24 protein-coding genes are annotated in these 23,017 nt (G+C 71.4%); 14 read left to right on the forward strand and 10 right to left on the reverse strand.

Going from position 1 to position 23,017, the window contains the following annotated elements:
* Nucleotides 1–114: 114 nt before the first annotated feature.
* Together AB0B55_RS18330 and AB0B55_RS18335 are read left to right on the forward strand one after the other, a co-directional pair.
* The gene (locus tag AB0B55_RS18330; RefSeq protein WP_357172365.1) at nt 115–1,392 is read left to right on the forward strand and encodes an MFS transporter; all 1,278 of its coding nucleotides are present in this window, start codon (nt 115–117) and stop codon (nt 1,390–1,392) included.
* Nucleotides 1,393–1,470: 78 nt separating this feature from the next.
* On the forward strand, nt 1,471–2,742 hold the full coding sequence (locus tag AB0B55_RS18335) for an MFS transporter (protein WP_357172368.1): 1,272 nt from the start codon (nt 1,471–1,473) through the stop codon (nt 2,740–2,742).
* A gap of 373 nt (nt 2,743–3,115) precedes the next feature.
* Here the strand turns inward: AB0B55_RS18335 and AB0B55_RS18340 are convergent, their stop codons facing one another.
* The 3 genes from AB0B55_RS18340 to mshA all read right to left on the reverse strand — a co-directional run bounded on the left by AB0B55_RS18340 (nt 3,116) and on the right by mshA (nt 6,307).
* Nucleotides 3,116–3,979, reverse strand: coding sequence for a hypothetical protein (locus tag AB0B55_RS18340; protein WP_357172771.1), 864 nt, complete (start codon nt 3,977–3,979; stop codon nt 3,116–3,118).
* A gap of 398 nt (nt 3,980–4,377) precedes the next feature.
* Nucleotides 4,378–4,887, reverse strand: coding sequence for a YbjN domain-containing protein (locus tag AB0B55_RS18345; protein ID WP_357129116.1), 510 nt, complete (start codon nt 4,885–4,887; stop codon nt 4,378–4,380).
* Between the two features lie 55 nt (nt 4,888–4,942).
* Complete coding sequence (gene mshA, locus AB0B55_RS18350) at nt 4,943–6,307, reverse strand: D-inositol-3-phosphate glycosyltransferase (RefSeq protein WP_357129114.1); 1,365 nt, start codon at nt 6,305–6,307, stop codon at nt 4,943–4,945.
* A 204-nt stretch (nt 6,308–6,511) separates the two neighbouring features.
* On the opposite strand from mshA, the gene AB0B55_RS18355 reads away from it, so the two are divergent.
* Both AB0B55_RS18355 and AB0B55_RS18360 read left to right on the forward strand, forming a co-directional pair.
* Complete coding sequence (locus AB0B55_RS18355; RefSeq protein WP_357172370.1) at nt 6,512–7,276, forward strand: SDR family oxidoreductase; 765 nt, start codon at nt 6,512–6,514, stop codon at nt 7,274–7,276.
* Between the two features lie 16 nt (nt 7,277–7,292).
* On the forward strand, nt 7,293–8,084 hold the full coding sequence (locus AB0B55_RS18360; protein ID WP_357172373.1) for a class I SAM-dependent methyltransferase: 792 nt from the start codon (nt 7,293–7,295) through the stop codon (nt 8,082–8,084).
* Here the strand turns inward: AB0B55_RS18360 and AB0B55_RS18365 are convergent.
* The gene (locus tag AB0B55_RS18365; protein WP_357172375.1) at nt 8,081–9,163 is read right to left on the reverse strand and encodes a UDP-N-acetylmuramate dehydrogenase; all 1,083 of its coding nucleotides are present in this window, start codon (nt 9,161–9,163) and stop codon (nt 8,081–8,083) included. The genes AB0B55_RS18360 and AB0B55_RS18365 overlap by 4 nt on opposite strands.
* Before the next feature lie 69 nt (nt 9,164–9,232).
* Between AB0B55_RS18365 and AB0B55_RS18370 the strand changes: the two genes are divergently transcribed.
* From AB0B55_RS18370 to AB0B55_RS18410, 9 genes are all read left to right on the forward strand, one after another.
* Nucleotides 9,233–9,991, forward strand: coding sequence for a maleylpyruvate isomerase family mycothiol-dependent enzyme (locus AB0B55_RS18370; RefSeq protein ID WP_357129102.1), 759 nt, complete (start codon nt 9,233–9,235; stop codon nt 9,989–9,991).
* A 181-nt stretch (nt 9,992–10,172) separates the two neighbouring features.
* On the forward strand, nt 10,173–11,480 hold the full coding sequence (locus AB0B55_RS18375; RefSeq protein WP_357172378.1) for an extracellular solute-binding protein: 1,308 nt from the start codon (nt 10,173–10,175) through the stop codon (nt 11,478–11,480).
* 69 nt (nt 11,481–11,549) lie between these two features.
* A complete protein-coding gene (locus tag AB0B55_RS18380) occupies nt 11,550–12,524 on the forward strand; it encodes a sugar ABC transporter permease (protein WP_357129096.1) in 975 nt (324 codons plus the stop codon).
* On the forward strand, nt 12,521–13,354 hold the full coding sequence (locus AB0B55_RS18385) for a carbohydrate ABC transporter permease (RefSeq protein ID WP_355050844.1): 834 nt from the start codon (nt 12,521–12,523) through the stop codon (nt 13,352–13,354). Before AB0B55_RS18380 ends, AB0B55_RS18385 begins: the two co-directional genes overlap by 4 nt.
* The gene (locus AB0B55_RS18390; protein WP_357172381.1) at nt 13,351–14,730 is read left to right on the forward strand and encodes a GH1 family beta-glucosidase; all 1,380 of its coding nucleotides are present in this window, start codon (nt 13,351–13,353) and stop codon (nt 14,728–14,730) included. Before AB0B55_RS18385 ends, AB0B55_RS18390 begins: the two co-directional genes overlap by 4 nt.
* 19 nt (nt 14,731–14,749) lie before the next feature.
* Complete coding sequence (locus AB0B55_RS18395; RefSeq protein WP_357129089.1) at nt 14,750–15,757, forward strand: LacI family DNA-binding transcriptional regulator; 1,008 nt, start codon at nt 14,750–14,752, stop codon at nt 15,755–15,757.
* A gap of 155 nt (nt 15,758–15,912) precedes the next feature.
* Entirely contained in the window at nt 15,913–16,326 is a 414-nt protein-coding gene (locus AB0B55_RS18400; RefSeq protein ID WP_355050847.1) for a RidA family protein, read from the forward strand.
* 1 nt (nt 16,327) lies between these two features.
* Nucleotides 16,328–17,224 (forward strand): GNAT family N-acetyltransferase, encoded by an 897-nt coding sequence (locus tag AB0B55_RS18405; RefSeq protein ID WP_357129083.1) that lies wholly within the window; start codon nt 16,328–16,330, stop codon nt 17,222–17,224.
* A 148-nt stretch (nt 17,225–17,372) separates the two neighbouring features.
* Entirely contained in the window at nt 17,373–17,618 is a 246-nt protein-coding gene (locus AB0B55_RS18410) for a hypothetical protein (protein WP_357172384.1), read from the forward strand.
* 70 nt (nt 17,619–17,688) lie between these two features.
* Here AB0B55_RS18410 and AB0B55_RS18415 read toward each other — a convergent pair whose 3' ends face one another.
* Both AB0B55_RS18415 and AB0B55_RS18420 read right to left on the reverse strand, forming a co-directional pair.
* Nucleotides 17,689–18,204, reverse strand: a complete 516-nt coding sequence (locus tag AB0B55_RS18415) for an O-acetyl-ADP-ribose deacetylase (protein WP_357129077.1) — start codon at nt 18,202–18,204, stop codon at nt 17,689–17,691.
* A gap of 1 nt (nt 18,205) precedes the next feature.
* Nucleotides 18,206–18,997 (reverse strand): EI24 domain-containing protein, encoded by a 792-nt coding sequence (locus tag AB0B55_RS18420; protein WP_357172387.1) that lies wholly within the window; start codon nt 18,995–18,997, stop codon nt 18,206–18,208.
* A gap of 53 nt (nt 18,998–19,050) precedes the next feature.
* Here AB0B55_RS18420 and AB0B55_RS18425 point away from each other — a divergent pair, with 53 nt between their 5' ends.
* Entirely contained in the window at nt 19,051–20,055 is a 1,005-nt protein-coding gene (locus AB0B55_RS18425) for a WYL domain-containing protein (RefSeq protein WP_357129071.1), read from the forward strand.
* Here AB0B55_RS18425 and AB0B55_RS18430 read toward each other — a convergent pair.
* The 4 genes from AB0B55_RS18430 to AB0B55_RS18445 are packed head-to-tail and all read right to left on the reverse strand — an operon-like array spanning nt 20,039 to nt 22,953.
* Nucleotides 20,039–20,953, reverse strand: a complete 915-nt coding sequence (locus tag AB0B55_RS18430) for an SDR family oxidoreductase (protein WP_357129068.1) — start codon at nt 20,951–20,953, stop codon at nt 20,039–20,041. The genes AB0B55_RS18425 and AB0B55_RS18430 overlap by 17 nt on opposite strands.
* Nucleotides 20,954–20,999: 46 nt before the next feature.
* Complete coding sequence (locus AB0B55_RS18435) at nt 21,000–21,737, reverse strand: alanyl-tRNA editing protein (protein WP_151488505.1); 738 nt, start codon at nt 21,735–21,737, stop codon at nt 21,000–21,002.
* Nucleotides 21,738–21,748: 11 nt separating this feature from the next.
* On the reverse strand, nt 21,749–22,636 hold the full coding sequence (locus tag AB0B55_RS18440; protein WP_357129064.1) for an alpha/beta hydrolase: 888 nt from the start codon (nt 22,634–22,636) through the stop codon (nt 21,749–21,751).
* A complete protein-coding gene (locus tag AB0B55_RS18445; RefSeq protein ID WP_355050857.1) occupies nt 22,633–22,953 on the reverse strand; it encodes a DUF2516 family protein in 321 nt (106 codons plus the stop codon). The genes AB0B55_RS18440 and AB0B55_RS18445 overlap by 4 nt, the downstream gene beginning before the upstream one ends.
* Between the last annotated feature and the right edge of the window lie 64 nt (nt 22,954–23,017).

Below are 23,017 nucleotides of genomic sequence, written 5' to 3' on the forward strand. Positions count from 1 at the left end.
ACCCGTCGTGACGACCACCACGTGAAAAAGCGGGTGACCTGCGATTCCGGCCGGCACTAGGGTTGGTAAGGCACGGCAGTCAGATCGGTCATTACTTGTAAGCGGGGGCACCACGTGCGGACGATGCGGAGCTGGTTCACGGACACCACCGGGGGCCTACCCAGGACCTTCTGGTACCTGTGGTCCGGCACCCTGATCAACCGGCTCGGCTCGTTCGTCCTCGTGTTCCTCGCCATCTACCTGACCCAGGAACGTGGCTTCTCGCCGTCTCAGGCTGGCCTGGTGCTCGGTCTCTGGGGCGTCGGCGGCGCGGTCGGCACCACCGCCGGCGGGGCCCTCGCGGACCGGTGGGGCCGCCGGCCGACGCTGCTCACCGCGCATGTGGGCGCGGCGACCATGATGCTCGCCCTCGGGCTGGCCCGGGAACTCTGGGCGGTCGCGCTGGGCGCCCTGCTGCTCGGCATGTTCGCCGAGGCCGCCCGCCCGGCGTTCGGGGCCATGATGATCGACGTGGTACCGGCGAAGGACCGGCTGCGCGCCTTCTCGCTCAACTACTGGGCCATCAACCTCGGCTTCGCCTGCGCCGCCATCCTCGCCGGTCTCGCCGCGCAGGCCGACTACCTGCTGCTGTTCGTGGTCGACGCGGGCACGATGCTGATCACCGCGCTGATCATCTTCGTCCGGGTGCCGGAGACGAGCCACGGCGGATTTCCCGTCGCCGCGACCACCGCCCCGCGCGGCGCCCTGCGCACGATCCTCGCCGACCGGGTCTTTCTCGGCTTCGTGACGCTGAACCTGTTCGCTGCGCTGGTGTTCCTCCAGCACATCTCGATGCTGCCGATCGCCATGGGCGACTCCGGCCTGAGCCCGGCCACGTACGGCTCGGTGATCGCCCTCAACGGTCTCCTCATCGTCGTCGGCCAGCTTTTCGTGCCCCGGCTGATCCGGGGGCGCAACCGCTCGCAGGTGCTCGCCGTCGCCGCCGTGGTGATGGGCGTCGGGTTCGGGCTGACCGCGTTCGCGGGTAGCGCCTGGTTCTACGGGCTGACCGTGTTGATCTGGACGGTCGGCGAGATGCTGAACTCGCCGTCGAACTCCACGCTGATCGCCGAGCTCTCCCCGGCCGAACTGCGCGGTCGGTACCAGGGCGTGTTCGGCCTCTCCTGGCAGATCGCCGGTGCGAGCGCGCCGATCCTGGGCGGTCTGGTGCGTGAGCACGTCGGCAATGCGGCGCTGTGGCTCGGCTGCGCCGCGATCGGCGTGCTGACGGCGGTGGCCCACCTGGCGTCCGGCCCCGCCCGCGAGCGGCGGGCCACCGCGCTGCGGCACGCCGCCGAGGTCGCGGCGCCGGTGGGCACCCGTTCGCCGCAGCCCGCCGAGGCCGCGGCCTGAGTCCGGTACGACCACCGCGCGCAGGCCCGACTACCGTTCAGGAGAAACGGTTAAGAAACTGAACTGTCGGGAGGTCGCATGCACGCCCTGCGGCGCTGGTGGCAGGACACCGCAGGCGGGCTCCCCGGCGCATTCTGGTACCTCTGGGCAGGGCTGCTGATCAACCGGGCGGGCGCGTTCGCCATGCTCTTCCTGTCGCTCTACCTCACCGACGCCCGGGGCGCCAGCGCGGCGGTGGCCGGCGTCGTCGTCGGGGCGTACGGGGCCGGTGGGGCGGTCGGCGTGCTGTTCGGTGGGGTGCTGGCCGACCGGTGGGGGCGCCGATCGACACTGCTCGCCGCCCACCTGGTCACCGCCACCCTGATGGCGGCGCTGGCCTTCAGCCGTCCGCTGCCGCTGATCGCGGCGCTCGCCGCGCTGGTCGGCGTCGCCCACTCCATGCCCGGCCCGGCGCTCGTGGCGGCGATCGTCGACGTGGTGCCCGCCGACCGGCGCTCGCGCGCGTTCAACCTGGAGTTCTGGGCGTTGAACCTCGGGATGGCGGTCGCCTCGCTGCTCGCCGGGCTGGTGGCCGAGGCGAGCTTCACCGCGCTGTTCCTGGTCGACGCGGGCGCCACGCTGACCGCCGCCGCCGTCATCGGCTGGAAGGTTCCGGAGACCCTGCGGCGGGCCACTCCTGTCGCCCAGGCCAGCCACCCGACTCCCGCCCGGCCCCGCCGGCCGGGACTGCTCACCGTCCTCAGCGACCGGATCTTCCTGGTCTTCGTCGGGCTCACCTTCGTGCTGGCCGTCCTCACCCTGCAGACCTCGACGATCATGCCGCTGGCGATGCGCGCGGACGGCCTGGGACCGTCGGCGTACGGCCTGGTCGTGGCCCTCGGCGGCGCGCTGATCGTGCTGGGGCAACTGTTCGTGCCCCGCCTGATCGACCGACGCCGCAAGGCCGTCGTCCTGGCCGCCTCCACCGCCCTGCTGGCGGTCGGCTTCGGAGTGCTCGCGGTCGCCGACCACCTGGCCGTCTACCTGGGCGCGGCGGTGGTCTGGACGGTCGGCTCGATGCTCGCCGCCCCGCCCAACGCCCAGATCAACGCGGATCTCGCGCCGCCGGACCTACGCGCGCGGTATCAGTCGGTCTTCTATCTGACGTTCCCCGCCGCGGCCTTCGTCGCGCCCATGCTGGGCGGGGTGAGCCTGCAGTACCTCGGCGACCGGCACTGGCTGATCGTCGCCGGGTTGGGCGTCCTGGCCGCCGTCGGCCACCTGCTGGCCGGGCCGCCCCGCGAGCGGCACGTCGACGCGCTGCGCCGGGCCGCCGACCGGGAGCCGGCAGACCGGGTCCCGACAAGCTGACCGTACGACGGCAAAGCGCCCACCATGGCCCGAAGGTCATTGGTGGGCGCTCGCCGGTGTGGGGCCGGCGGCGGCGGGCAACACTCACCCCCGTAAGCATCGCCCGCTCGCGCCGCCGGTCCAAACAGGTGGGCACCGTCCCCCAACGGTTGGTCCACCCGTCCCCTCGCACCTCGCCTGGTGCGCGGATCTGATCGATCCGCCGCTCCCCCGAACGTTTCCAAGCGTGGTGCGGCGCAATAAAGCTAGTTCGGCCGGATTCTGAATTCAACCCGAATGGGATGTCTCGCCGGTCACAACTGACGAGTATCCCCAGCTCCGGCCTCGGTCTCTGGCAACAGCCGGGTACCCGTCGAGCATTCCCGCAAACACCTCATCCGTCCTCACGATCGGGTGACTCGGTGCGGAAGAAGTTGCTCTGCCGACCGTCGCGCATCTGCTCCTGGTAGATCAGATTGAGCCGGCGCAGATCGAAGGTGTGGAACCACTCATCCCAGGTGATCTCGCGAATCCGGCTGCTTTCCCGGTATCCGGGAATGTTGAAGGTCAGAACGCCCGCCCGGCCCTCCCGTTCGGTACCCGCGATGGTCGCCGGCTTCGCGCCTCGCGCTCGCGCCCAGCGCTGGATCACCTCGTGATTCGCGGTGATCAGACTCCGACCCGGTCGCTCCGGCCGGTCGGCGATCGACGCGATCACCTGCGAGCTGCGGACCGACCGTCCGCTGCCCCGCCCGGTCCGGATCCCACCGGCCGCCGTGCCCGTCGACCGGCTCGCCGTGGCCCGCTTCGCGGGAGCCGCGCTCTTCGCCGTGGCCCGCTTCGCGGGAGCGGCGCGCTTGGCGGCCGGTCGGGCCGGCGCCTTCTTCGCGGGCACCTTGCGCGCCGGCGCGGTACGGGCGGTCGCGGAGGTCCGACGCGCCGCCGTCGACTTCGCCGCCGTCGTCTTCTTCGCGGTGGCCGACTTACGGGCCGCCGTCGACGTCCGTGCGGTCGTCGTCTTCTTCGCCGCCGCCGTCTTCCGCGCCGGGGTGGCTCTCTTCGTGGCGGCCGTCTTCTTCGCGGCGGCTCGCTTCGCCGGGGCGCTCTTGTTCGCGGGCACGGCCTTCGCGCGACTCGGCGCAGCCCGCGCCGCCGACTTCTTCGTCGCGGCGGCCCGACCCGCCGACGCCCTGCTGCCGGACGCCCGGCCGGCCGGCCCGGTGCTGCGCCGACCTGCGCCACCGGCATCCGAACGCATCGAGCGCACCAACTGTTTCACCAGGTCGGGCTTGCGCATGGCGGAGATACCGGAAACCCCGCGCTTGCGCAGTTGCCCGCGGATGTCGTCCACCCGCATCTGCGAGATCGCCGACTCGGAGACCCCGGGCGTGCCCGGAGTCTGGTTGCCGGCCTGCCGTTTGGTCCGGGTCGCAGTCCCGCCGCGACCTGAGCTGTTCCGCTGAGCCATGGGACGCTCCGCTCCTCGACACTCCGTCCTCGGCGCGCGGGGGTCCCTGTGCCGCACCGCGCGCCGCGGCATACCCCGCCGGAGAGAACCCAACCGCGTCGATCTTGCACTTTCGGTGGCGGCACAAGGGGCATGGCAGCCCAAAACGACCACCGAAAGTGCAAGATCGCGGAAATCGGAGGGTGGGGTCAGGGCTGGGTGGGGTTGGCGGGCTCGAAGAGGTGGGCGAAGGCGGCCAGGTTCGCGGTCGACTCGCCGCGCTTGACGCGCCACTCGTACTCGCGCCGGATCGAACTGCCGAAGCCGATCTCCAGCATCGTGTCGAAGGACTCGTCGGAGTAGGTGAGCACCGAGCCGAGCAGCCGGTCGAGCTCGTCGGCGTCCACGCCGGCCGGGTTGACCCGGCCGGTCAGGTAGACGTCGCCGGCCGCGTCGATGGAGAAGGAGACGCCGTACATCCGGGCGTTGCGCTGCAACAGCCACGCCCACAGCTCCTCGCGGCGCTCGTCGGGCTGGCGCATCACGAAGGCCTCGATCCGTAGCGCGTGCTCGCCGACGATCAGGTTGCAGACCGTCTTGAGCTTGTGGGTGCCCGGCAGGGTCACCGCGTACGCGCCGGGACCGGTCGACTCCCAGGCCAGGTCACGGTCGGCGCAGACCGACTCGATGAGGGTCGCGAGGTCGCTTTTCGGGCTCACCGGGCCCACTCTACGACCGACCCGGCGCACGCACTCGGGTGGCGAGCGCCCGTGGTCACCAGGAGCAGGAGAGCGCCGGGTCGCAGGCCAGGTCGGCGGCGAGCCGGGCCCGGCGGGCGGCGATCGCCTCGCCGTACACGTCGAGCAGCCCCGACACCGTACGGTCCCAGGAGAAGTGCTGCGCGTGCTGCGCCGCGCCCCGGGACAGCGTGGCCCGCAGGGCGCTGTCCGGCAGCAGGCGACTCAGCGCGCGAGCCCAGTCCACCGGGTCGTGCCCGTCGATCAGCACCCCGCTGACGTGGTCCCGCACGGCGGTCACCAGGCCGCCGACGGCAGCGGCCAGCACCGGCGTACCGCAGGCCTGGGCCTCCAGGGCGACGAGCCCGAAGGATTCGTTGTGCGACGGCACCGCGACCAGATCGGCGGCCCGGTACAGAGCCGGCAGGTCGTCGCCGGTGCGCGGCGGCAGGAACACGACCCGGTCGGTGACGCCGAGCGTGGCGGCCAGCTCGATCAGGGCGGTCGGCCGGTCCAGGCCGCTGCCGCTGGGCCCGCCGCAGATCACCACGGTCACCTCGTCGGCCAGGGCGGGGTCACGCTCGCGCAACGCGGCGACGGCGCGGATCAGCACGTCCGGCGCCTTGAGTGGTTGGATCCGACCGACGAAGGCCACCACGTACCCGTCGACCGGCAGCCCCAGCCGGCGGCGGGCGGCACGGGCGGCCAGGTGGCGGTCGCCCGGTGCGGGGCGGAACCGGGCCAGGTCGACGCCCGGCTGCACGACCGTGACGTGGGCGGGGTCGGCGTCGTACCGCTCGACCAGGTCGCGGGCCTCCACGCGGGTGTTGGCGACCAGTTGGTCCGCCTCGGCGACCACCTGCTCCTCGCCGATCACCCGGGCCTTCGGTTCGGGCCGGTCGTCGGCCGCGAGCTGGGCGTTCTTGACCTTCGCGAGGGTGTGCGCGGTGTGCACGAGCGGCACGCCCCAGCGTTCCTTGGCCAGCCAGCCGACCTGGCCGGAGAGCCAGTAGTGGGAGTGGATGAGGTCGTAGTGCCCGGGCGGGCGGGACGCCTCGGCACGCAGCACCCCGGCCGTGAAGGCGCAGAGCTGGCCGGGCAGCTCCTCCTTGGTCAGCCCCTCGAGCGGGCCGGACATGATGTGCCGCACCTGCACGCCGGGGGCCATCTCGACCACCGGCGGAAGGTCGCCCGAGGTGGCCCGGGTGAAGATCTCCACCTCGACGTCGGCCTCGGCGAGCCGCCGGGCGACTTCCAGGATGTACACGTTCATCCCCCCGGCATCGCCCGTTCCGGGCTGGTGCAGGGGGGATGTGTGGACGGAGAGGGTGGCGATGCGCCGGGGTCGCGGCCACGGTCGCGCACCTCGCTGACGACCGACACCGGTGTGCAGTTCCGCCACGTCCGCTCCTTCTGTCACGGTTAATGCCGTCACGCACGACCGGCGCTTCTCGGTCAACCTGTACGCCGGATGTCATCTTCCCCATCGGGCAACGGAAATGCGTCGGCGCGGCCGCCCGGCGTGACGGACCTCATCACGAACGGCCGCCGACACAGCCCGACGCCCGGTCGGGATCGGCGGTGCGGCGCGGGTGACAATGACCCGATGACCTCTGTCGCCATCGTCACCGGAGCGTCCAGCGGGATCGGCGCGGCCACCGCCCGCCGGCTCGCCGCCGAGGGCTTCCACGTACTCGCCGCCGCCCGCCGCGCCGACCGTCTCACCGATCTCGTCGCCGAGATCACCGCCGCTGGCGGGCAGGCAACCGCGGTGACCTGCGACGTCACCTCGGACGAGTCGGTGGCCGGGCTCGCCGAGGCCGCCGTCCAGGCGTCCGGGCCGGTCACCCTGCTGGTCAACAACGCCGGCGGCGCACGCGGCCTGGACCCGGTGGAGTCCGGCTCGCTCGACGACTGGCAGTGGATGTACGACGTGAACGTGCTCGGCACGCTGCGGGTGACCCAGGCGCTGCTGCCGGCGCTGGAGGCGTCCGGCTCGGGGACCATCGTGGTGGTCTCCTCCACGGCCGGGCTGACCGTGTACGAGGGTGGCGGCGGCTACACGGCGGCGAAGCACGCGCAGACGGCCATCGCCGGCACGCTCCGGCTGGAGCTGTGCGGCCGGCCGCTGCGGGTCATCGAGATCGACCCGGGGATGGTGCAGACCGAGGAGTTCGGGCTGGTCCGCTTCGGCGGGGACGCCGAGCGGGCCGCCGCCGTCTACGCCGGGGTCCCCGGGCCGCTGGTCGCCGAGGACGTGGCCGACTGCATCGCCTGGTGCGCCACCCGCCCCGAGCACGTGAACGTCGACCGGCTGGTGGTCCGGCCTCGTGCGCAGGCCGCACAGCACAAGGTGCACCGGGTCTCCTGACCCCGGGACCGGACGCATGAGCGGGGCTCCACGACGCCGGCCCCTCGGGGTGGTCACCCGGGGCACCACCAACCCGAACCGGCTCCGCCGGGTGGACAACTGGATCGTGGCGACCTGCGCCGACCGGCTGCGGGACGCGGCCGATCCGCTGGTGGTGGACCTGGGCTACGGCGCGACGCCGGTCACCGCCGTGGAACTGCGGGCGCGGCTGGCGGCGGGGGTCCGTCGGGACGTACGACTGGTCGGGCTGGAGATCGACCAGGCGCGGGTGGCCGCCGCGACGCCGGCCGCCGACCCGCCGGGCCTGACCTTCGCCCGGGGTGGCTTCGAGCTGGCCGGGCTCCGGCCGGTGCTGGTCCGCGCGTTCAACGTCCTGCGACAGTACGACGAGAGTGACGTGCAGGACGCCTGGCGCACGATGACCGCCGCGCTCGCCCCGGGTGGGGTGCTCGTGGAGGGCACCTGTGACGAGCTGGGCCGGCTGGCGAGCTGGCTGCTCCTCGACGCGGACGGCCCTCGGACGTTGACCCTGGCCGCGAAGCTCACCACGCTGGGCAGCCCCGCCGAGCTGGCCGAGCGGCTACCCAAGGCGCTGATCCACCGCAACGTTCCGGGCGAGGCCATCCACGATCTGATCCGGGCGCTGGAGGACGCCTGGCGGAGTGCGGCTCCCTATGCCACGTTCGGCCCCCGCCAACGCTGGGTGCGCGCGGTGTCCCAGCTCAAGGCTGAGGGCTGGCCCGTGCTGTCCACTCCGCAACGCTGGCGTCAGGGCGAGCTGACCCTCCCCTGGCCCCCGGAGGGTTAGAGAGTGCAGTTGATCAGGACTGGTTCGGGGTGCAGGGTCACGCCGAAGCGGGCGTGGACCTCGTCGCGGATGGTGTTGGCCAGCATCAGCAGGTCGCCGGTGCTGGCGGTGCCGCTGCGGTTGGTCAGGGCGAGGGTGTGCTTGCTGGAGATGGCGACGCCGCCGGGACCGGGGTGGCCCTTGGTGAAGCCCGCCTTGTCGATCAGCCAGGCCGCGCTCACCTTGACCAGCCCGTCCGCCCCGGGCCAGGAGGGCGGGTCGCCCACCTCGGCGGAGCGTTCCAGGAGTTGTTCGTACGTCGCCCGGTCCAGGACCGGGTTGGTGAAGAAGGAGCCGACCGAGCTGGTGTCGGGATCGGTGGCGTCGAGCACCATGCCCTTGCCGGCGCGTAGGCGCAGCACCGCCGCCCGAGCCTCGGCCAGCGGCACCTGGTCGCCGACCTCGACGCCGAGCGCCCGGGCCAGTTCGGCGTAGCGCACCGGACCGGACAGCGGCGAGCGGGCGAGCCGGAAGTCGACCGAGAGCACGATCCAGCGGTCCTGGTACTTGAAGATGCTGCCCCGGTAGGCAAAACCGCACTCGGCGGCGGGAACGAGCTGGCGGGTGCCGTCGAGGCGGTCGTACACCTCGACGGCGGTAATCGTCTCGGCGACCTCCTGGCCGTACGCGCCGACGTTCTGGATCGGGGTCGCGCCGGTCGAGCCGGGAATGCCGGAGAGGCACTCCAGGCCGGCCCAGCCGTTACGGACAGTGGCGGCCACCAGGTCGTCCCACGGCTCGCCGGCCTCGACACGGACGGTGACGGACTCGGCGTCCTCGGCGAGTACCCGCAGGCCGCCCGAGCGCACCAGCACGACCGTCCCGGGGAAGCCATCGTCGCCGATCACCACGTTGCTGCCGCCGGCCAGGACGAGGATCGGCTCGTCCGTGGCCTGGACCGCCCGGATGATCTCGTCGGCACTGGTCGCGGCCACGATCCGCCCGGCGGGCCCGCCCATCCGTAGCGTGGTGTAGCCGGCCAGTGGACCCGGAATGGCACGATCGGCTTCGGTTGTCGGCTGGGCGTAGGCGTCTGACACGTCTTTCACCTTAGGCTGATGGGCAGCCGTGGCACCTACTGGTGGCCCGGCACCCCCGGGAGGATGGCGATGAGCAGAGTGCAGGGCAGCAAGGATTTCTGGATTGGGGCACTCCGGGCCGAGGGTCCGGCGTTCGCCGCGGCGGTTGCCGAGGCACCGCCGGAGACACCCGTGCTGTCCTGTCCCGGCTGGACGGTCAATGATCTCACTCTGCACCTTGCGGGCCTCTACCACTGGGTTTATTCGTTCGCCGGGTCGGGCAGCACCGAGGCGCCGCCCCGCCGGGACGCGTCCGAAGTGCCGTCCGGCGTGAGCGCGCTCCAGCTCTGGCAGCACGGGTACGACCAGTTGATGACCCTGTTCGACGGGCTCGACCCGGAGGCGCCGGCGTGGAACTGGGCCCCGCAGCCGAAGAAGGCCGGTTTCTGGCCCCGCCGGATGGCGCACGAGACGGCGGTGCACCGCTGGGACGCCCAGCTCGCCATCGCGGCCGGTGAGCCGGTCGAGGCGAAGCTGGCCGCCGACGGGGTGAGCGAGGTGCTGGACACCTGGTTGCCGGCCGGCCGGCGACAGGTGAAGGGCGACTGGCGCGGGGTGGTCCAGCTCGCGGCGACCGACGCGGACCAGGAGTGGTATCTGCGGCTGCGCGGCGAGGGGGTGGCGCTGCTCGACACGGCGACCATCTTCGACCACGACGACCACCACGCCCGCGCGCAGGTCAGCGGCACCGCGAGCGACCTGCTGCTGGCGCTCTGGGGCCGGGTCAGCTTCGAGACGCTCGACGTGACGGGCGACCGCGCGCTGCTGGAGGGTCTGCGTACCGGCTGATCCCAGCGACAGCCGCGCGTGACGAGGGCGTCACCCCTGGTGGGGTGACGCCCTCGTTCGCCTGCCGCCCGAATTCGTGAGAGCGCTCTCTTGACAGGGTGCGAGCGACCCACCACCCTGACGTGAGAGCGCTCTCTTGGTCTTCTACCACCACCTCATCACCCTGAGAGAGGTCCATACGATGGCTGTCCTTCCGCGCCGCCGCCTCGCCGCGGTGGCCCTCGCCGCAACAGCCGCCCTGCTCGTCACCGCCGGCTGCGGCGGCGGTGACGACGCCGAGGCGGACGGGCCGATCACGCTGACCGTCGACGTCTTCGGCCAGTTCGGCTACGACCAGCTCTACCAGGAGTACATGGCCGCGCACTCCGACGTGAAGATCGTCGAGCGGGGCACCGGCAGCAACCTCGACGAGTACTCACCGAAGCTGACCCAGTGGCTCGCCGCCGGCCGGGGGGCCGGCGACATCGTGGCCATCGAGGAGGGTCTGCTCGTCGAGTACAAGGCGAATCCGAACAACTTCGTCAACCTGCTGGACCACGGCGCCGCCGACCTCAAGGGCAACTTCCTGGAGTGGAAGTGGAACGCCGGCCTGACCGCCGACGGCAAGCAGCTCATCGGCCTCGGCACCGACGTCGGCGGCATCGCCATGTGCTACCGCAAGGACCTCTTCGAAAAGGCCGGCCTGCCCACCGAGCGGGACGAGGTGTCGAAGCTCTGGCCCACCTGGCAGGACTACATCGCCACCGGGGAGAAGTTCGTCGCCGCCAAGACCGGGGCGTCCTTCCTCGACGCGGCCACCAACACCTTCAACACGATCCTGTTGCAGACCGCCGGCAACAGCACCGGCTACAGCTACTACGACACCAGCGGCAACGTCGTGGTCGACAGCAACCCGGCCGTACGACAGGCCTGGGACACCACGATGGACATCATCGACTCAGGCCTCTCCGGTAAGTACGGCTCGTGGTCCGAGGAGTGGGTGTCCGCCTTCAAGCAGACGAAGTTCGCCACCATCGCCTGCCCCGCGTGGATGACCGGGGTCATCGAGGGCAACGCCGGCCCGGCCGCCAAGGGCAAGTGGGACATCGCCCGGGTGCCCGGCAACGGCGGCAACTGGGGTGGGTCGCACCTCGCCGTACCGAAGCAGAGCAAGCACCAGGCCCAGGCCATCGAGCTGGCCAAGTTCCTGACCAGCGCCAAGGGCCAGATCGGCGCGTTCAAGGCCAAGGGGCCGCTGCCATCGTCGCCGCAGGCGCTCGACGACCCGGCGATCGCCCAGTCGACGAACGCGTACTTCTCCGGTGCGCCCGTCGGGTCCATCTTCGGCACCGGCGCGAAGAGCCTGAAGCCGGTCTACATGGGCCCCAAGAACCAGGCCGTGCGTACCGAGGTGGAGAACGCCGTACGCACCGTGGAGCTGGGCCAGCGCAGCCCCGCGCAGGGCTGGACGGACGCGGTGACCAACGCCAAGAAGGCCGCCGCCAAGTAGCCCGAGCCAGCGTGCGGGCGGGCGCCGGACCCCGGTTCCCGCCCGCACGACGGAAAGGAGTCACCGGGCATGACCGTTCAGCTCGACGCCCGCCCACCGGTCGCACCGTCGGCCGGACCCCACCGCCGATTGTCGGGTCGGCTCAGCCACCTCGACACCCGCTACTCGCCGTACCTCTACATCGCCCCGTTCTTCCTGCTCTTCGCGGTGTTCGGGGTCTACCCGCTGGCGTACACCTTCTGGGTCTCGCTGCACGACTGGGACCTGCTCGGCACCGACCATCCGTTCGTGGGCGCGGAGAACTACACCCGGCTGCTCGCCGACGTGGACTTCTGGCACGCGCTGGTCAACACGCTCGGCATCTTCGTCATCTCGACCGTGCCGCAGTTGCTCGCCGCGCTCTGGTTGGCCAACCTGCTGAACCGGGGCCTGCGGGGGCGTACGGGCTGGCGGATGGCGGTGCTCGTCCCCAACGTGACCTCCACGGCCGCCGTGGCGATCGTCTTCGGGGTGCTCTTCGGCCGCGAGTTCGGCATGGTCAACTGGCTGCTCGACCTCATCGGGCTGGACGCGATCGAGTGGAAGTCCAACCGGATCGCCTCCTGGGTCGCGATCTCCGCGATGGTCGACTGGCGGTGGACCGGCTACAACGCGTTGATCCTCCTGGCCGCGATGCAGGCCATCCCCCGGGACCTCTACGAGGCGGCGGCGATCGACGGCGCGAGCCGGGCCCGACAGTTCTGGTCGGTCACCGTACCGCTGCTCAAACCGACGATCATCTTCTGCACCATCATCGCCACCATCGGCGGCCTTCAGCTCTTCACCGAGCCCCGGATGTTCCACTCCGGCACCAACCCGATCCGCGGCGGACCGCTGCGCGAGTCGCAGACCCTGACCATGTACATGTTCGAGAACGCCTTCGCGCCGCACTACAACTTCGGCTACGGCTCGGCGGTGGCGTGGCTGCTCTTCGCGCTCATCGCACTCGTCGCGGCCGTCAACGTGCTGGTCCTGCGCCGCCTCGGCGGGAAGGAAACCCGATGAGTCGGCTCTGGCGGGCCAGCCCGCTCACCTACTTCGCCCTGGTCGGCGCCGCCGTCCTGTCGATCTTCCCGATCTGGTGGATGTTCGTCGTGGCCAGTCGTACCAGCGACGCGATGGGCCAACTGCCGCCGCCGATCACGCCGGGCAACAACCTGGGCGCGAACATCGCCCGGCTGTTCGACAACACCGACGCGTACTTCCTGACCGGCCTGATCAACTCGGTGATCGTGGCGACCACGGTCACCGTCTCGGTGGTCTTCTTCTCCAGCCTGGCCGGGTTCGCCTTCGCGAAGCTGCGCTTCCGGGGCCGCAACGCGCTGCTGTTGGTCATCATCGCGACCATGATGGTGCCGACCCAGCTCGGGGTGATCCCGCTCTACCTGCTCATGACGAAGTTGCAGTGGAACGACCGGCTGCCCGCGGTGATCGTCCCGGTGCTGGTCACCGGGTTCGGGGTGTTCATGATGCGGCAGTACGCCGGCCAGGCCATCAGCGACGAGCTGATCGAGGCCGCCCGGATGGACGGCTGCGGCACCGCGCGGATCTGGTGGCACGTGGTGCTGCCGGCGCTGCGCCCGGCCGCCGCCGTGCTCGGTCTGCTCACGTTCATGACCACCTGGAACGACTTCCTGTGGCCGTACGCTGTGTTGAACGACCCGGCCAATCCGACCGTTCAGCTCTCCCTGCGGGCGCTGTCCGACGGGTACTACCAGGACATGTCGCAGGTCTTCACCGGCACGGCCATCGCGACGCTGCCCCTGTTGCTGGTCTTCGTGCTGTTCGGTCGCCAGATCATCGGCGGGATCATGGAAGGTGCGGTCAAGGCGTGAACGAGATCCGATTTCCCGAACACTTCCTCTGGGGAGCGGCCACCGCCGCGTACCAGATCGAGGGCGCGGCCCGCGACGACGGTCGCGGTCCGTCCATCTGGGACACCTTCTGTCGTACGCCCGGAAAGGTCTACCAGGGCCACACCGGCGACGTCGCCTGCGACCACTACCACCGGTACGCCGACGACGTGGCGCTGATGGCCGAGCTGGGCCTGGCGGCGTATCGGTTCTCGATCGCCTGGCCCCGGGTCCAGCCGGACGGCAGCGGTCCGGTCAACCCGCGCGGGCTCGACTTCTACGACCGCCTCACCGACACCCTGCTCGCCCGGGGCATCGACCCGATCGTCACCCTCTACCACTGGGACCTGCCGCAGAGCCTCGAGGACCGGGGCGGCTGGACCAACCGGGAGACCGCCGAACACTTCGCCACGTACGCCACCGCCGTCCACGCCCGCCTCGGCGACCGGATCGACACCTGGACCACCCTCAACGAGCCGTGGTGCTCGGCCTACCTCGGGTACGGCAACGGGGTGCACGCCCCGGGTGCACAGGACGGGGCGGCCGCCTTCACCGCCGTACACCATCTGCTGTTGGCACACGGCCTGGCCGCGCGGGCGCTGCGCGCGGCCGGCGCGCGCAGCGTCGGCATCACCATCAACCCGGCAGATGTACGACCGGCCGACCCGCAGAGCGCGGCCGACGCCGCCGCCGTCCGCCTGGTCGACGGCCTGCACAACCGGATCTTCCTGGACCCGCTGCTGACCGGCGGCTACCCCGACGACGTACGCGAGCACGTGGCGCGCATCGTCGAGCCGACGTTCATCCACGACGGCGACGAGAAGGTGATCGCCGCCCCGATCGACCTGCTCGGGCTCAACTACTACGCGCCCACCTACGTGGCGGGGCGGCCCGACGGCGACGGCAACGGCGCGTACCCGGGCACCGAGGGCGCCGTGCACTTCCTCCCGCCGAGCGGACCCCTCACCGACATGGGCTGGATGATCGAGCCGGCCGGGTTGACGCGGCTGCTGGAACGGATCGCCGCCGACTATCCCGGCGTGCCACTGCTGATCACCGAGAACGGCGCGGCGTTCCCCGACAAGGCGGGCACCGAGTCGCCCGAAGGGCTGGGGCAGGTGATCGACAACGACCGGATCGCCTACCTCGACGGGCACCTGCGGGCCGCCCACGAGGCGATCTCCCGGGGCGTTGATCTGCGCGGGTATCTCGTATGGTCATTGTTGGACAACTTCGAGTGGGCGGAGGGTTACCGCAAGCGGTTCGGGATCGTGCACGTCGACTACCTGACCCAGCGGCGCACACCGAAGGCCAGCGCCCGGTGGTACCAGGAGGTGATCTCCCGGAACGGGCTGTGACGAGCGGGGGACAGTCACGATGACGACGGCGCACCGGCCGACGTTGGAGGCGGTGGCGGCACGGGCCGGGGTGTCCAGGGCCACCGTGTCCCGGGTGGTCAACGGCTCCACCACCGTCGCCGAGCCGATCCGGGAGGCCGTCAAGCGGGCGGTCGCCGAGTTGGGGTACGTGCCCAACCTCGCCGCCCGCAGCCTCGTCACCCAGCGCACCGACTCGATCGCCCTGGTCATGCCGGAGGCGGCCACCCGGGTCTTCTCCGACGACCAGGTCTTCCCCGGCATCATCCGGGGCGTCAGTCAGGAGTTGGAGGCCGCCGACAAGCAGTTGGTGCTGATGCTGGCCGGCTCACCGGCCGGGCACCAGCGGGTCGAGCGGTACACGACCGGCCGCCACGTCGACGGGGTGCTCTTCGCCTCGCTGCACGGCGCCGACCCGCTGCCCGGCACGCTGGCCCGCCTCGGCATCCCGGTGGTGGTCAGCGGCCGGCCGCTCGGCGACGTACCCGTGCCGTACGTGGACGTCGACCACGTCGGCGGCGTCACCGCCGCCGTCCGACACATGATCGACAGCGGTCGGCGGCGGATCGCCACCATCGCCGGCCCGCAGGACATGGTCGCCGGCATCGAGCGGCTGAACGGCTACCGGGACGCGGTCGCCGCCGCCGGGCTACCCGAGATGGTCGCCGTCGGCGACTTCACCCGGGAGTCCGGCGCGGCGGCGATGCACCAGCTCCTCAACGACCACCCCGACCTGGACGGGGTGTTCGCCGCCTCCGACCTGATGGCGCACGCCGCCCTGCGAACGCTGCGTGCGGCCGGTCGGCGGGTGCCCGAGGACGTGGCGGTGGTCGGCTTCGACGACATCGAGACCGCCGCGTACACCGAGCCGCCGCTGACCACCGTCCGCCAGCCGATCGTCGAACTCGGCCGACGCATGACCCGCCAACTGCTGAGGCTGGCGGCCGGCGAGGCGATCGAACCGGCGATCATGCTCGACACCGAGCTGATCATCCGCGCCTCGGCCTGACCGCTCCCGCGCTCCTAGATCCGCGCAACTTCCGGGAAATAGTGGCCTCACGACGCCGGGATGCCACTATTTCCCGGAAGTAGTGACCAGGCATCGAGGTGCAGGGGGCGGTTAATCCGTCGCTACGGCGGGCGATCGTCGTTAGCCTCGCCGGCATGCCGGATCCTGTCGCGCTGCTGCACGTGCCCGCCCTCTCCGACGTCGCCGAGTACGCCTACGCGGCGACCGTCGAACCGCCCGCTCGGCTGGTGTTCACGGCCGGCGCGTGCCCGCTCGACGCCGAGGGCCGTACCGTCGCGCCGGGCGACCATGCCGCACAGGCCCGGCAGGTGATGACGAACCTGGAGACCGCGCTCGGCGCGGCCGGCGCGCGACTCACCGACGTCGTCAAGACCACCGTGTACGTGGCATCGTCGCGGCAGGCCGACCTGGTGACCGTCTGGGAGGTGGTCCGGGACTTCTTCGGCGACCACGATCCGCCCAGCACCCTGCTCGGTGTGGCCGTGCTCGGCTACACCGACCAGCTCGTCGAGGTCGAGGCCGTCGCCGCCGTACGGACGGGGGCCTGACATGCGCATCCGCGAAGCCCGGCCGGACGACGCCGCAGCCGTGGTGGCGCTGCGGACGATCGTCCACCCGTACCTGGTACGCGGGGTCGAGTCGACCCGCAAGATGCTGGCCGAACCGCCGCCGCACGAGGGTTGGATCGCGTTCGTGGCCGAGGTCGACGGCCAGGTGGTCGGCTGGACGTCCGCCGAGCCCAACACCTCGACCTCGGTGCAGGGCTTCGGCAACGTCAACACGCTGCACGTACACCCGGATCATCGACGGCGCGGCATCGGGACGGCGCTATTGACCGCCGCGACCGATCACCTCCGCCCTCTCGGGATTCGCCGCGTACGCGCCACGGCCGCGACGGACTCGCTGCCGTTCGCCCGCCACCACGGGTTCGAACCGAGCCGCGAGGTGCGCTACTCGGCGCTGGATTTGACCCCGCCGCCCGCGCTGCCCGAGCCGCCGCCGGGCGTACGGCTGCGGCCGATCGCCGAGATGGACCCGCACCTGCTCTACGAAGCCGACGTCGCCTCGGCCGTCGACGAACCCGGTGACGTGCCCGTCGACACGGTCACCTTCGAGAGTTGGCGGTACGACGTCTGGGACGAACTTGGCCTGGACAAGACGGCCAGCACCGCAGCCGAAGTCGACGGCGAGGTGGCCGCGTTCAGCCTGGTCAAGCGCGACGGCGAGCGGATGTGGTCGGATTACACCTGCTCAGTCCCGGCGTACCGGGGTCGGGGACTGGCCCGGCTGGCCAAGACGGCGGCGCTGCACCGGGCCGCCGCTGCCGGCGTACGGATCGCGTACACCTCGAACGACGAGTCGAACGCGCCGATGCTGGCGATCAACGCCCGGCTGGGCTACCGCCCGGTGGCGTCGCAGTGGACCTGCCTGGCCGACCTCACCTGATCAGTCACCCAATGCCTCCGCGACGCTCGGAGCGAAGGCGCAGGGCGGCGGCGATGTAAGTTTCCTGCTCGGTGACCCCGGCAGTGAGATCACCGTGGCACGAGAAGGCATCGAGGCGACTCCGCTCACGCTTGCGACCCGCATAGCCATGACCCAGGCGGAGATCGCGAAGTCTCCGGAACCCCTCGCCGTCCGACTGTCGGACCGGCACGTTGCCATGTCCGTCTGGGTCCTCGACGACGAGGCGATCGTGGCTACCCACATCGGCGCAGGACTAGGGCAGGATTCGGTGACCATGCACCTCCGACGCCGCGAGGCGGGTGGCCCGTTCGATCGTTACGTGGAGCACTTCGAGTCGCTGTGGAATGACGCGGCTCCGACTGGCGCACGGTGATCACTTGATGGTGACCAGTTGCCAGAAGCGATTTCCAACTGGTCAGCATCAAGTGATCAAGCCACGTGGCCTACGCCGCCTCGAAGACGTCGCGGGCTGTCGCGTGGGTGTCCGCGCCGAAGAGCACCAGGCGGGCCTCCGTGACCGTGGCCGGAGTGGCTGAGCGGAGCACCGTCAGCGCCTGGCGGACCGCGTCGTCGACCGGCCAGCCGTAGATGCCGGCGGAGATCAGCGGGAACGCCACCGTGGCCGCGCCCAGTTCGTCGGCCACCCGCAGGCTGTTGGCGTAGCAGTCGCGCAGCAGCCCCGACCGGTCCTCGGCGGCCGAGAAGACCGGGCCGACCGTGTGGATGACCCAGCGGGCCGGCAGGTTTCCGGCGGTGGTCGCCACCGCCTGCCCGGTGCGGAGCCCTTTGCCGTACTTGGACGCACGCAGCGCCCGACAGTCGGCCAGGATGGCCGGGCCGCCGCGTCGGTGGATCGCGCCGTCCACTCCACCGCCGCCGAGCAGGGACGAGTTCGCGGCGTTCACGATGGCGTCGACCCGCTGGTCGGTGATGTCGCCCTGAATCAGGGTGATCTCCACGTCAGCTCTCCTCGATCGACTGGCCCAACGACCGGCGGGCCAGCAGGGTCGCGCCGGCGACGGCGGCCGGCATGACCAGCACCGCTCCGAGCGGGATGAGGAAACACAGGAAGACCGCGACTCCGAAGCCGAGCGCGGTCGGCCGGTCCGCCTTGAGGATGGTCCGGCGCTGCGGCAGCCGCATGCCGCGTCGGTAGAACGGCGCTCCGACCAGCTCGACGGCGAGGAACCAGCCACCCACGGCCGCCCCGATCACCGGTACCACCGTCTGGCCCACCACCGGGATGAACCCGGCGAGGAAGAGCGGGATGCCGACGAGCGCGGTGAGGGCCACCAGGCGTACGGAGTCGGCGGTGCTGCGGCGCAGCGAGGACCAGAACGGCACGTCCACGGCGTCCGAGGTGCCGCCGAGCCGCCCCTCCACCTTCTCGGAGATCTTCTCGTAGAACGGGTCGCCGATGACCAGGGTGACCGCCGTGAAGCTGATCACCGCGAGCAGACCGCCGATCCCCAGGAAGGCCAGGCCGGCGATCACCCGGACCAGGCTCCGGCCGGTGCTCGACCAGTCGTCGGCGAACGGGGTGACCAGGGCGGCGAGGTCGTCCACGAAGTAGACGAGGGTGGCGTACGCGGCCACGAAGAGCACGCCGGAGATCAGCGCCGGCACGATACCGAGCAGCATGAGCTTCGGGCTGCGCACGTAGAGGCCCAGTCCGCGCAGGAGCAGCCGCACCCCGAGGAGGAAGCGTCCGACGGCCCCGGTGACCGGGCTGGCGATTCTGCTGGCGTCCACGATCGAGCAGCCTAACGACAGTTGATCGAAGCGGCACGGGGCAGGATGGGCGGGTGCGTGCCTCCCGACTGATCTCGTTGCTGCTGCTGTTGCAGGCGCGCGGGTCGATGACGGCCGGCGAGCTGGCACACGAGCTGGAGGTCTCCGAGCGGACCGTCTACCGGGACGTGTTGGCGCTGTCCGCCGCCGGTGTTCCGGTCTACGCGGACCGGGGCCGGGCCGGCGGGTACCGGCTGCTCGGTGGCTACCGGACCCGGCTGACCGGGCTGAACCGCGACGAGGCGGAGGCCCTGTTCCTGGCCGGTCTGCCCGGCCCGGCCGGCGACATGGGTCTGGCCGACGCGGTCGCCGCCGCCGAGTTGAAGGTGCTCGCCGCACTGCCACCGGCCCTGCGCGACGCGCCCGTACGCACGGGTCAGCGGTTCCACCTGGACGTGCCGGGATGGTTCCAGGAGACGCCGCCACCGCCCTGGCTCACCGAGCTGGCGCGGGCGGTCTGGGGTGACCGGGTGGTACGGCTGCGCTACCGGCGGGGCGGCGACGAGGTGACCCGGCACCTTCAGCCGTACGGACTCGTGCTCAAGAACGCGACCTGGTATCTGGTCGGTCGGGTCGGCGACGACATGCGCACCTACCGGGTGGACCGGGTGACCGGCGTCGAGGTGGACGACGAGCGGTTCGCGCGCAACGAGGGCTTCGACCTGGCCGGGCATTGGCGCGAGCAGGCCGGGTCGTTCCTGCGGACCATACTGCGGGCCGAGGTCACCGTCCGGCTGAGCCCCGCCGGCCTGCGCCAGCTCCGGCACGTGGTCGACGCTCCCGAGGTGTACGACGAGGTCGTCACCACCATCAGCGAACCGGACGGGCAGGGCTGGGTGGTGGCGCGACTGCCGGTGGAGACCGTCGACGTCGCGTACGCCCAGTTGCTGGCGCTGGGCCCGGAGGTGGAGGCGCTCGACCCGCCGGAGCTGCGTGGACGCCTGGCGGACGCGGCACGCCGGGCCGCCGCACGTTACGACGGCCCGGCGGTGGCGGACGACGTCAGCGGTAGCCGGTGACGTCGGCCGGCTTACCCGCCTCGACCACCTCGACGATGTACCGGATGGCCTCCGGTTGGCTCCCGTCGACGTCGGTGAAGCCGTACACCTTGGACAGCGTGCCCGCGTCGACGGACTGGCCGGTCCAGCGGGCCTTGTCCTCGTCGGCGGCGAGCGCGGCCACCGCGCGGCCCACGAAGGCGGGCGTCTCGGAGATCAGGAAGTGCGGGTCGGTGGCGGCCCCGTCGCGCCAGTTCTCCTCGGTGACCCCGAAGTGCTCCAGCATCGCCTCGGAGCGTAGCCAGCCGGGGGTGAGTGCGACGGCTGTGCCGCCGTGCGGTTTCAGCTCGTGCGCCTGACTGAAGGCGAGCCGGTTGACCGAGGTCTTGGCCAGGTCGTAGAAGACCGAGAGGCGGTAGTTCTCGTCGTTGTACGCCTTGGTGCCGTCACCGATCTCGACGACCAGGCCACCGGGCTTGCGGATCAGCAGCGGCAGGGCGAAGTGGCTGGTGATGATGTGCGTGTCGACGGCCAGCCGCAGGGTGCGGAACCCCTTGTCGAGAGGCTGCTCCCAGACCGGCTTGTCCCAGGTGACCAGGGGGTCGCCGCCCCAGATGTCGTTGACCAGCACGTCGAGGCCGCCCTGCTCGGCGTCGATCCGGGCGACCAGGTCGCGGACCTGCTCCGGCACCAGATGGTCGACCTGCACGGCGATGCCGGTGCCGCCGGCCGCGGTGACCAGTTCGGCGGTCTCCTCGATGGTTTCCGGCCGGTCCATCTCCGAACGGCCGGCGCGGCTGCTGCGACCGGTGGCGTACACGGTGGCGCCGGCGGCGCCCAACTGGACCGCGATCTGTCGGCCGGCGCCCCGGGTGGCACCGGCGACGAGCGCGATCTTTCCTGCGAGCGGTGGTGTCATGCCTGCGAGGCTGCCAGCGATACCTGACAGCCGACGTCCGAATTCGTCAATCCACCAGCCGGACGCGGACGCGCCGGTTGGCCCGACCCTTGCTCTCCACCTTGACGACCTGCACCTTGCCGATCTGGGCGGTGGACGCGACGTGGGTGCCGCCGTCCGCCTGGACGTCCAGACCGACGATGTCGACGATCCGCACCTCCTGCTCGTCCGGCGGGATGAGGTTGGACTGGGTGCGGATGATGTCCGGCAGAGCCAACGCCTCGGTACGCGGCAGCACCCGGGTGGCGACCGAGCGGTCGGCGGCCACCTCGGCGTTGACCAGCTCCTCGATGCGGCTCTTGAAGTCCGGCGGCACCTCGGGCAGGTTGAAGTCCATCCGAGCCTCGCCCGGTTCCATCGAGTTGCCCGTCACGAGCGCGCCGAAGTCGCGGAACACCACGCCGCAGAGCACGTGCAACCCCGAATGGGTACGCATCAGACGGGTGCGGCGCTCGTCCTCCACCGCGCCGACGACCTCGGTGCCGACCGGCGGCAACGGGTCACCCTCGGCGGGGATCAGGTACGGGTCATCGCCCTTGCGGGTACCGACGATCCGGGTCTGCACGCCCTGCCAGAGCAGTACGCCGTGGTCCGGCGGTTGACCGCCACCACCCGGGTAGAACGCCGAGCGGTCGAGCACGATGCCCTGCTCCGGGTCGGCGTGCAGGACCGTGCAGGTCCACTCGCGCAGGGTCGGGTCCGCGAGATCCAGCCGGTGCGTCCGGCCATGCTGTGTGACGCCCATGACAGGGCACGTTACTCGTTGAGGAAGCCGGAGATGCGCTCCCGCAGGTCGGCGCGTTCCGACCAGAGGAACCCGGGGCGGTCGTACACGTGCAGAGTGGCCCGGGGCAGCGCGGCGGCGAGCTGCTCGGCGACCTCGACCGGGTGCAGGTCGTCGCCCGCGCACCCGATCACCAGGGCCGGCGCGGTGACCGCCGACAGCACGCCGGCGTCGTCGAGCGGCACCTGCCCCGCCAGGGTGGCCAGGCCCTCGTCCAGGCCGTCGCGGAGCAACTGGTCCAGCCGCTGCCGCAGGTACGCCCAGCCGGCCGGCGTGTTGCGCACCGCCGCCGGCAGCTCCAGCGAGACGACGTCCGCGACGGCCCCCGCGTCACCGCTGGCCACGGCATCCACCAGGGCGCCGACGCGGTCCCAGGCGGCCGGACCGCGCGGCTGGTCGAGCGCCGCCGGCAGGAAGAACACCAGCTTCTCGAAGCGCTCCGGACTCTCCGCGAGCAGGCGGCAGAGCGCCCCCGCGCCGAGGCTCGCCCCGAACGCCCGGCTGGCGCCGCCGAGATCCGCGATGGCCCGCAGGTCACGGGCGAGGTCGAGGTAGGTCCACGAGCCGGGCGGCGCGTCCGAGCGGCCGTGCCCCCGGAACTGGAAGAACAGCCGACGACCGGCCACCCCGCTGCCGAACGGTCGCGTGGTGGCGATCCCGTTGCCCAGCCCGTGCGCGAAGACGGTGACCGGGTCACCGACGCCGGTGACCAGGCGTTCCAACTGCACGCCGTGCGGCGTGTCGACGAGCTCGGTCTCCGGATCGGGGATCGCGGGACGGCCGGTGCGCGGCCCACCCGGGCCCGGACCGAAGGTGCGGGGGCCGCTGTCCGGTGGAGGAGGCCAGCGGAAACCTCTCACCAGAACCCTTTGCCGTTGCCGTCGCTGAGGTCGCGGAGACCGACCCGCACGTCGAGCAGGTAGATGAGCGCGGCGGCGATGCCGATCAGTCCGAAGAGGCTGATCGGACCGCGGCTGAGCAGGATCAGGACGAGGCAGACCGCGAGGATCGCGATCCAGCCGCCCTTGGGCAGCGTCCCGATGGCGGCGAAGGCGTCGGACCGCTGCGTGATGGCATGCACCAGCGCGACACCCTGAATGATCAACGCGAAGACGAGCAGGATCAGCTCGATCACGTAACGGACTTCGAACGCGAAGATCGGCGCGGCGGTGGCCATGCCGGCAAGTTTATGTCGACGACCCCGACTACGTCCGACAAGGACGCCGTCGGGATCGCCGACA

The organism is Micromonospora sp. NPDC049107, from assembly GCF_040648595.1.
Classification (GTDB): domain Bacteria; phylum Actinomycetota; class Actinomycetes; order Mycobacteriales; family Micromonosporaceae; genus Micromonospora.

Coding starts and splice junctions, on each gene's coding strand:
- AB0B55_RS18360 (WP_357172373.1), top strand. CDS start 7,293: ATGAGCGGGGCTCCACGACGCCGGCCCCTCGGGGTGGTCACCCGGGGC.
- AB0B55_RS18410 (WP_357172384.1), top strand. CDS start 17,373: ATGACCCAGGCGGAGATCGCGAAGTCTCCGGAACCCCTCGCCGTCCGA.
- AB0B55_RS18370 (WP_357129102.1), top strand. CDS start 9,233: ATGAGCAGAGTGCAGGGCAGCAAGGATTTCTGGATTGGGGCACTCCGG.
- AB0B55_RS18405 (WP_357129083.1), top strand. CDS start 16,328: ATGCGCATCCGCGAAGCCCGGCCGGACGACGCCGCAGCCGTGGTGGCG.
- AB0B55_RS18340 (WP_357172771.1), bottom strand. CDS start 3,979: ATGCGTTCGGATGCCGGTGGCGCAGGTCGGCGCAGCACCGGGCCGGCC.
- AB0B55_RS18435 (WP_151488505.1), bottom strand. CDS start 21,737: ATGGGCGTCACACAGCATGGCCGGACGCACCGGCTGGATCTCGCGGAC.
- AB0B55_RS18385 (WP_355050844.1), top strand. CDS start 12,521: ATGAGTCGGCTCTGGCGGGCCAGCCCGCTCACCTACTTCGCCCTGGTC.
- AB0B55_RS18430 (WP_357129068.1), bottom strand. CDS start 20,953: ATGACACCACCGCTCGCAGGAAAGATCGCGCTCGTCGCCGGTGCCACC.
- AB0B55_RS18445 (WP_355050857.1), bottom strand. CDS start 22,953: ATGGCCACCGCCGCGCCGATCTTCGCGTTCGAAGTCCGTTACGTGATC.
- AB0B55_RS18335 (WP_357172368.1), top strand. CDS start 1,471: ATGCACGCCCTGCGGCGCTGGTGGCAGGACACCGCAGGCGGGCTCCCC.
- AB0B55_RS18380 (WP_357129096.1), top strand. CDS start 11,550: ATGACCGTTCAGCTCGACGCCCGCCCACCGGTCGCACCGTCGGCCGGA.
- AB0B55_RS18395 (WP_357129089.1), top strand. CDS start 14,750: ATGACGACGGCGCACCGGCCGACGTTGGAGGCGGTGGCGGCACGGGCC.
- AB0B55_RS18375 (WP_357172378.1), top strand. CDS start 10,173: ATGGCTGTCCTTCCGCGCCGCCGCCTCGCCGCGGTGGCCCTCGCCGCA.
- AB0B55_RS18355 (WP_357172370.1), top strand. CDS start 6,512: ATGACCTCTGTCGCCATCGTCACCGGAGCGTCCAGCGGGATCGGCGCG.
- AB0B55_RS18400 (WP_355050847.1), top strand. CDS start 15,913: ATGCCGGATCCTGTCGCGCTGCTGCACGTGCCCGCCCTCTCCGACGTC.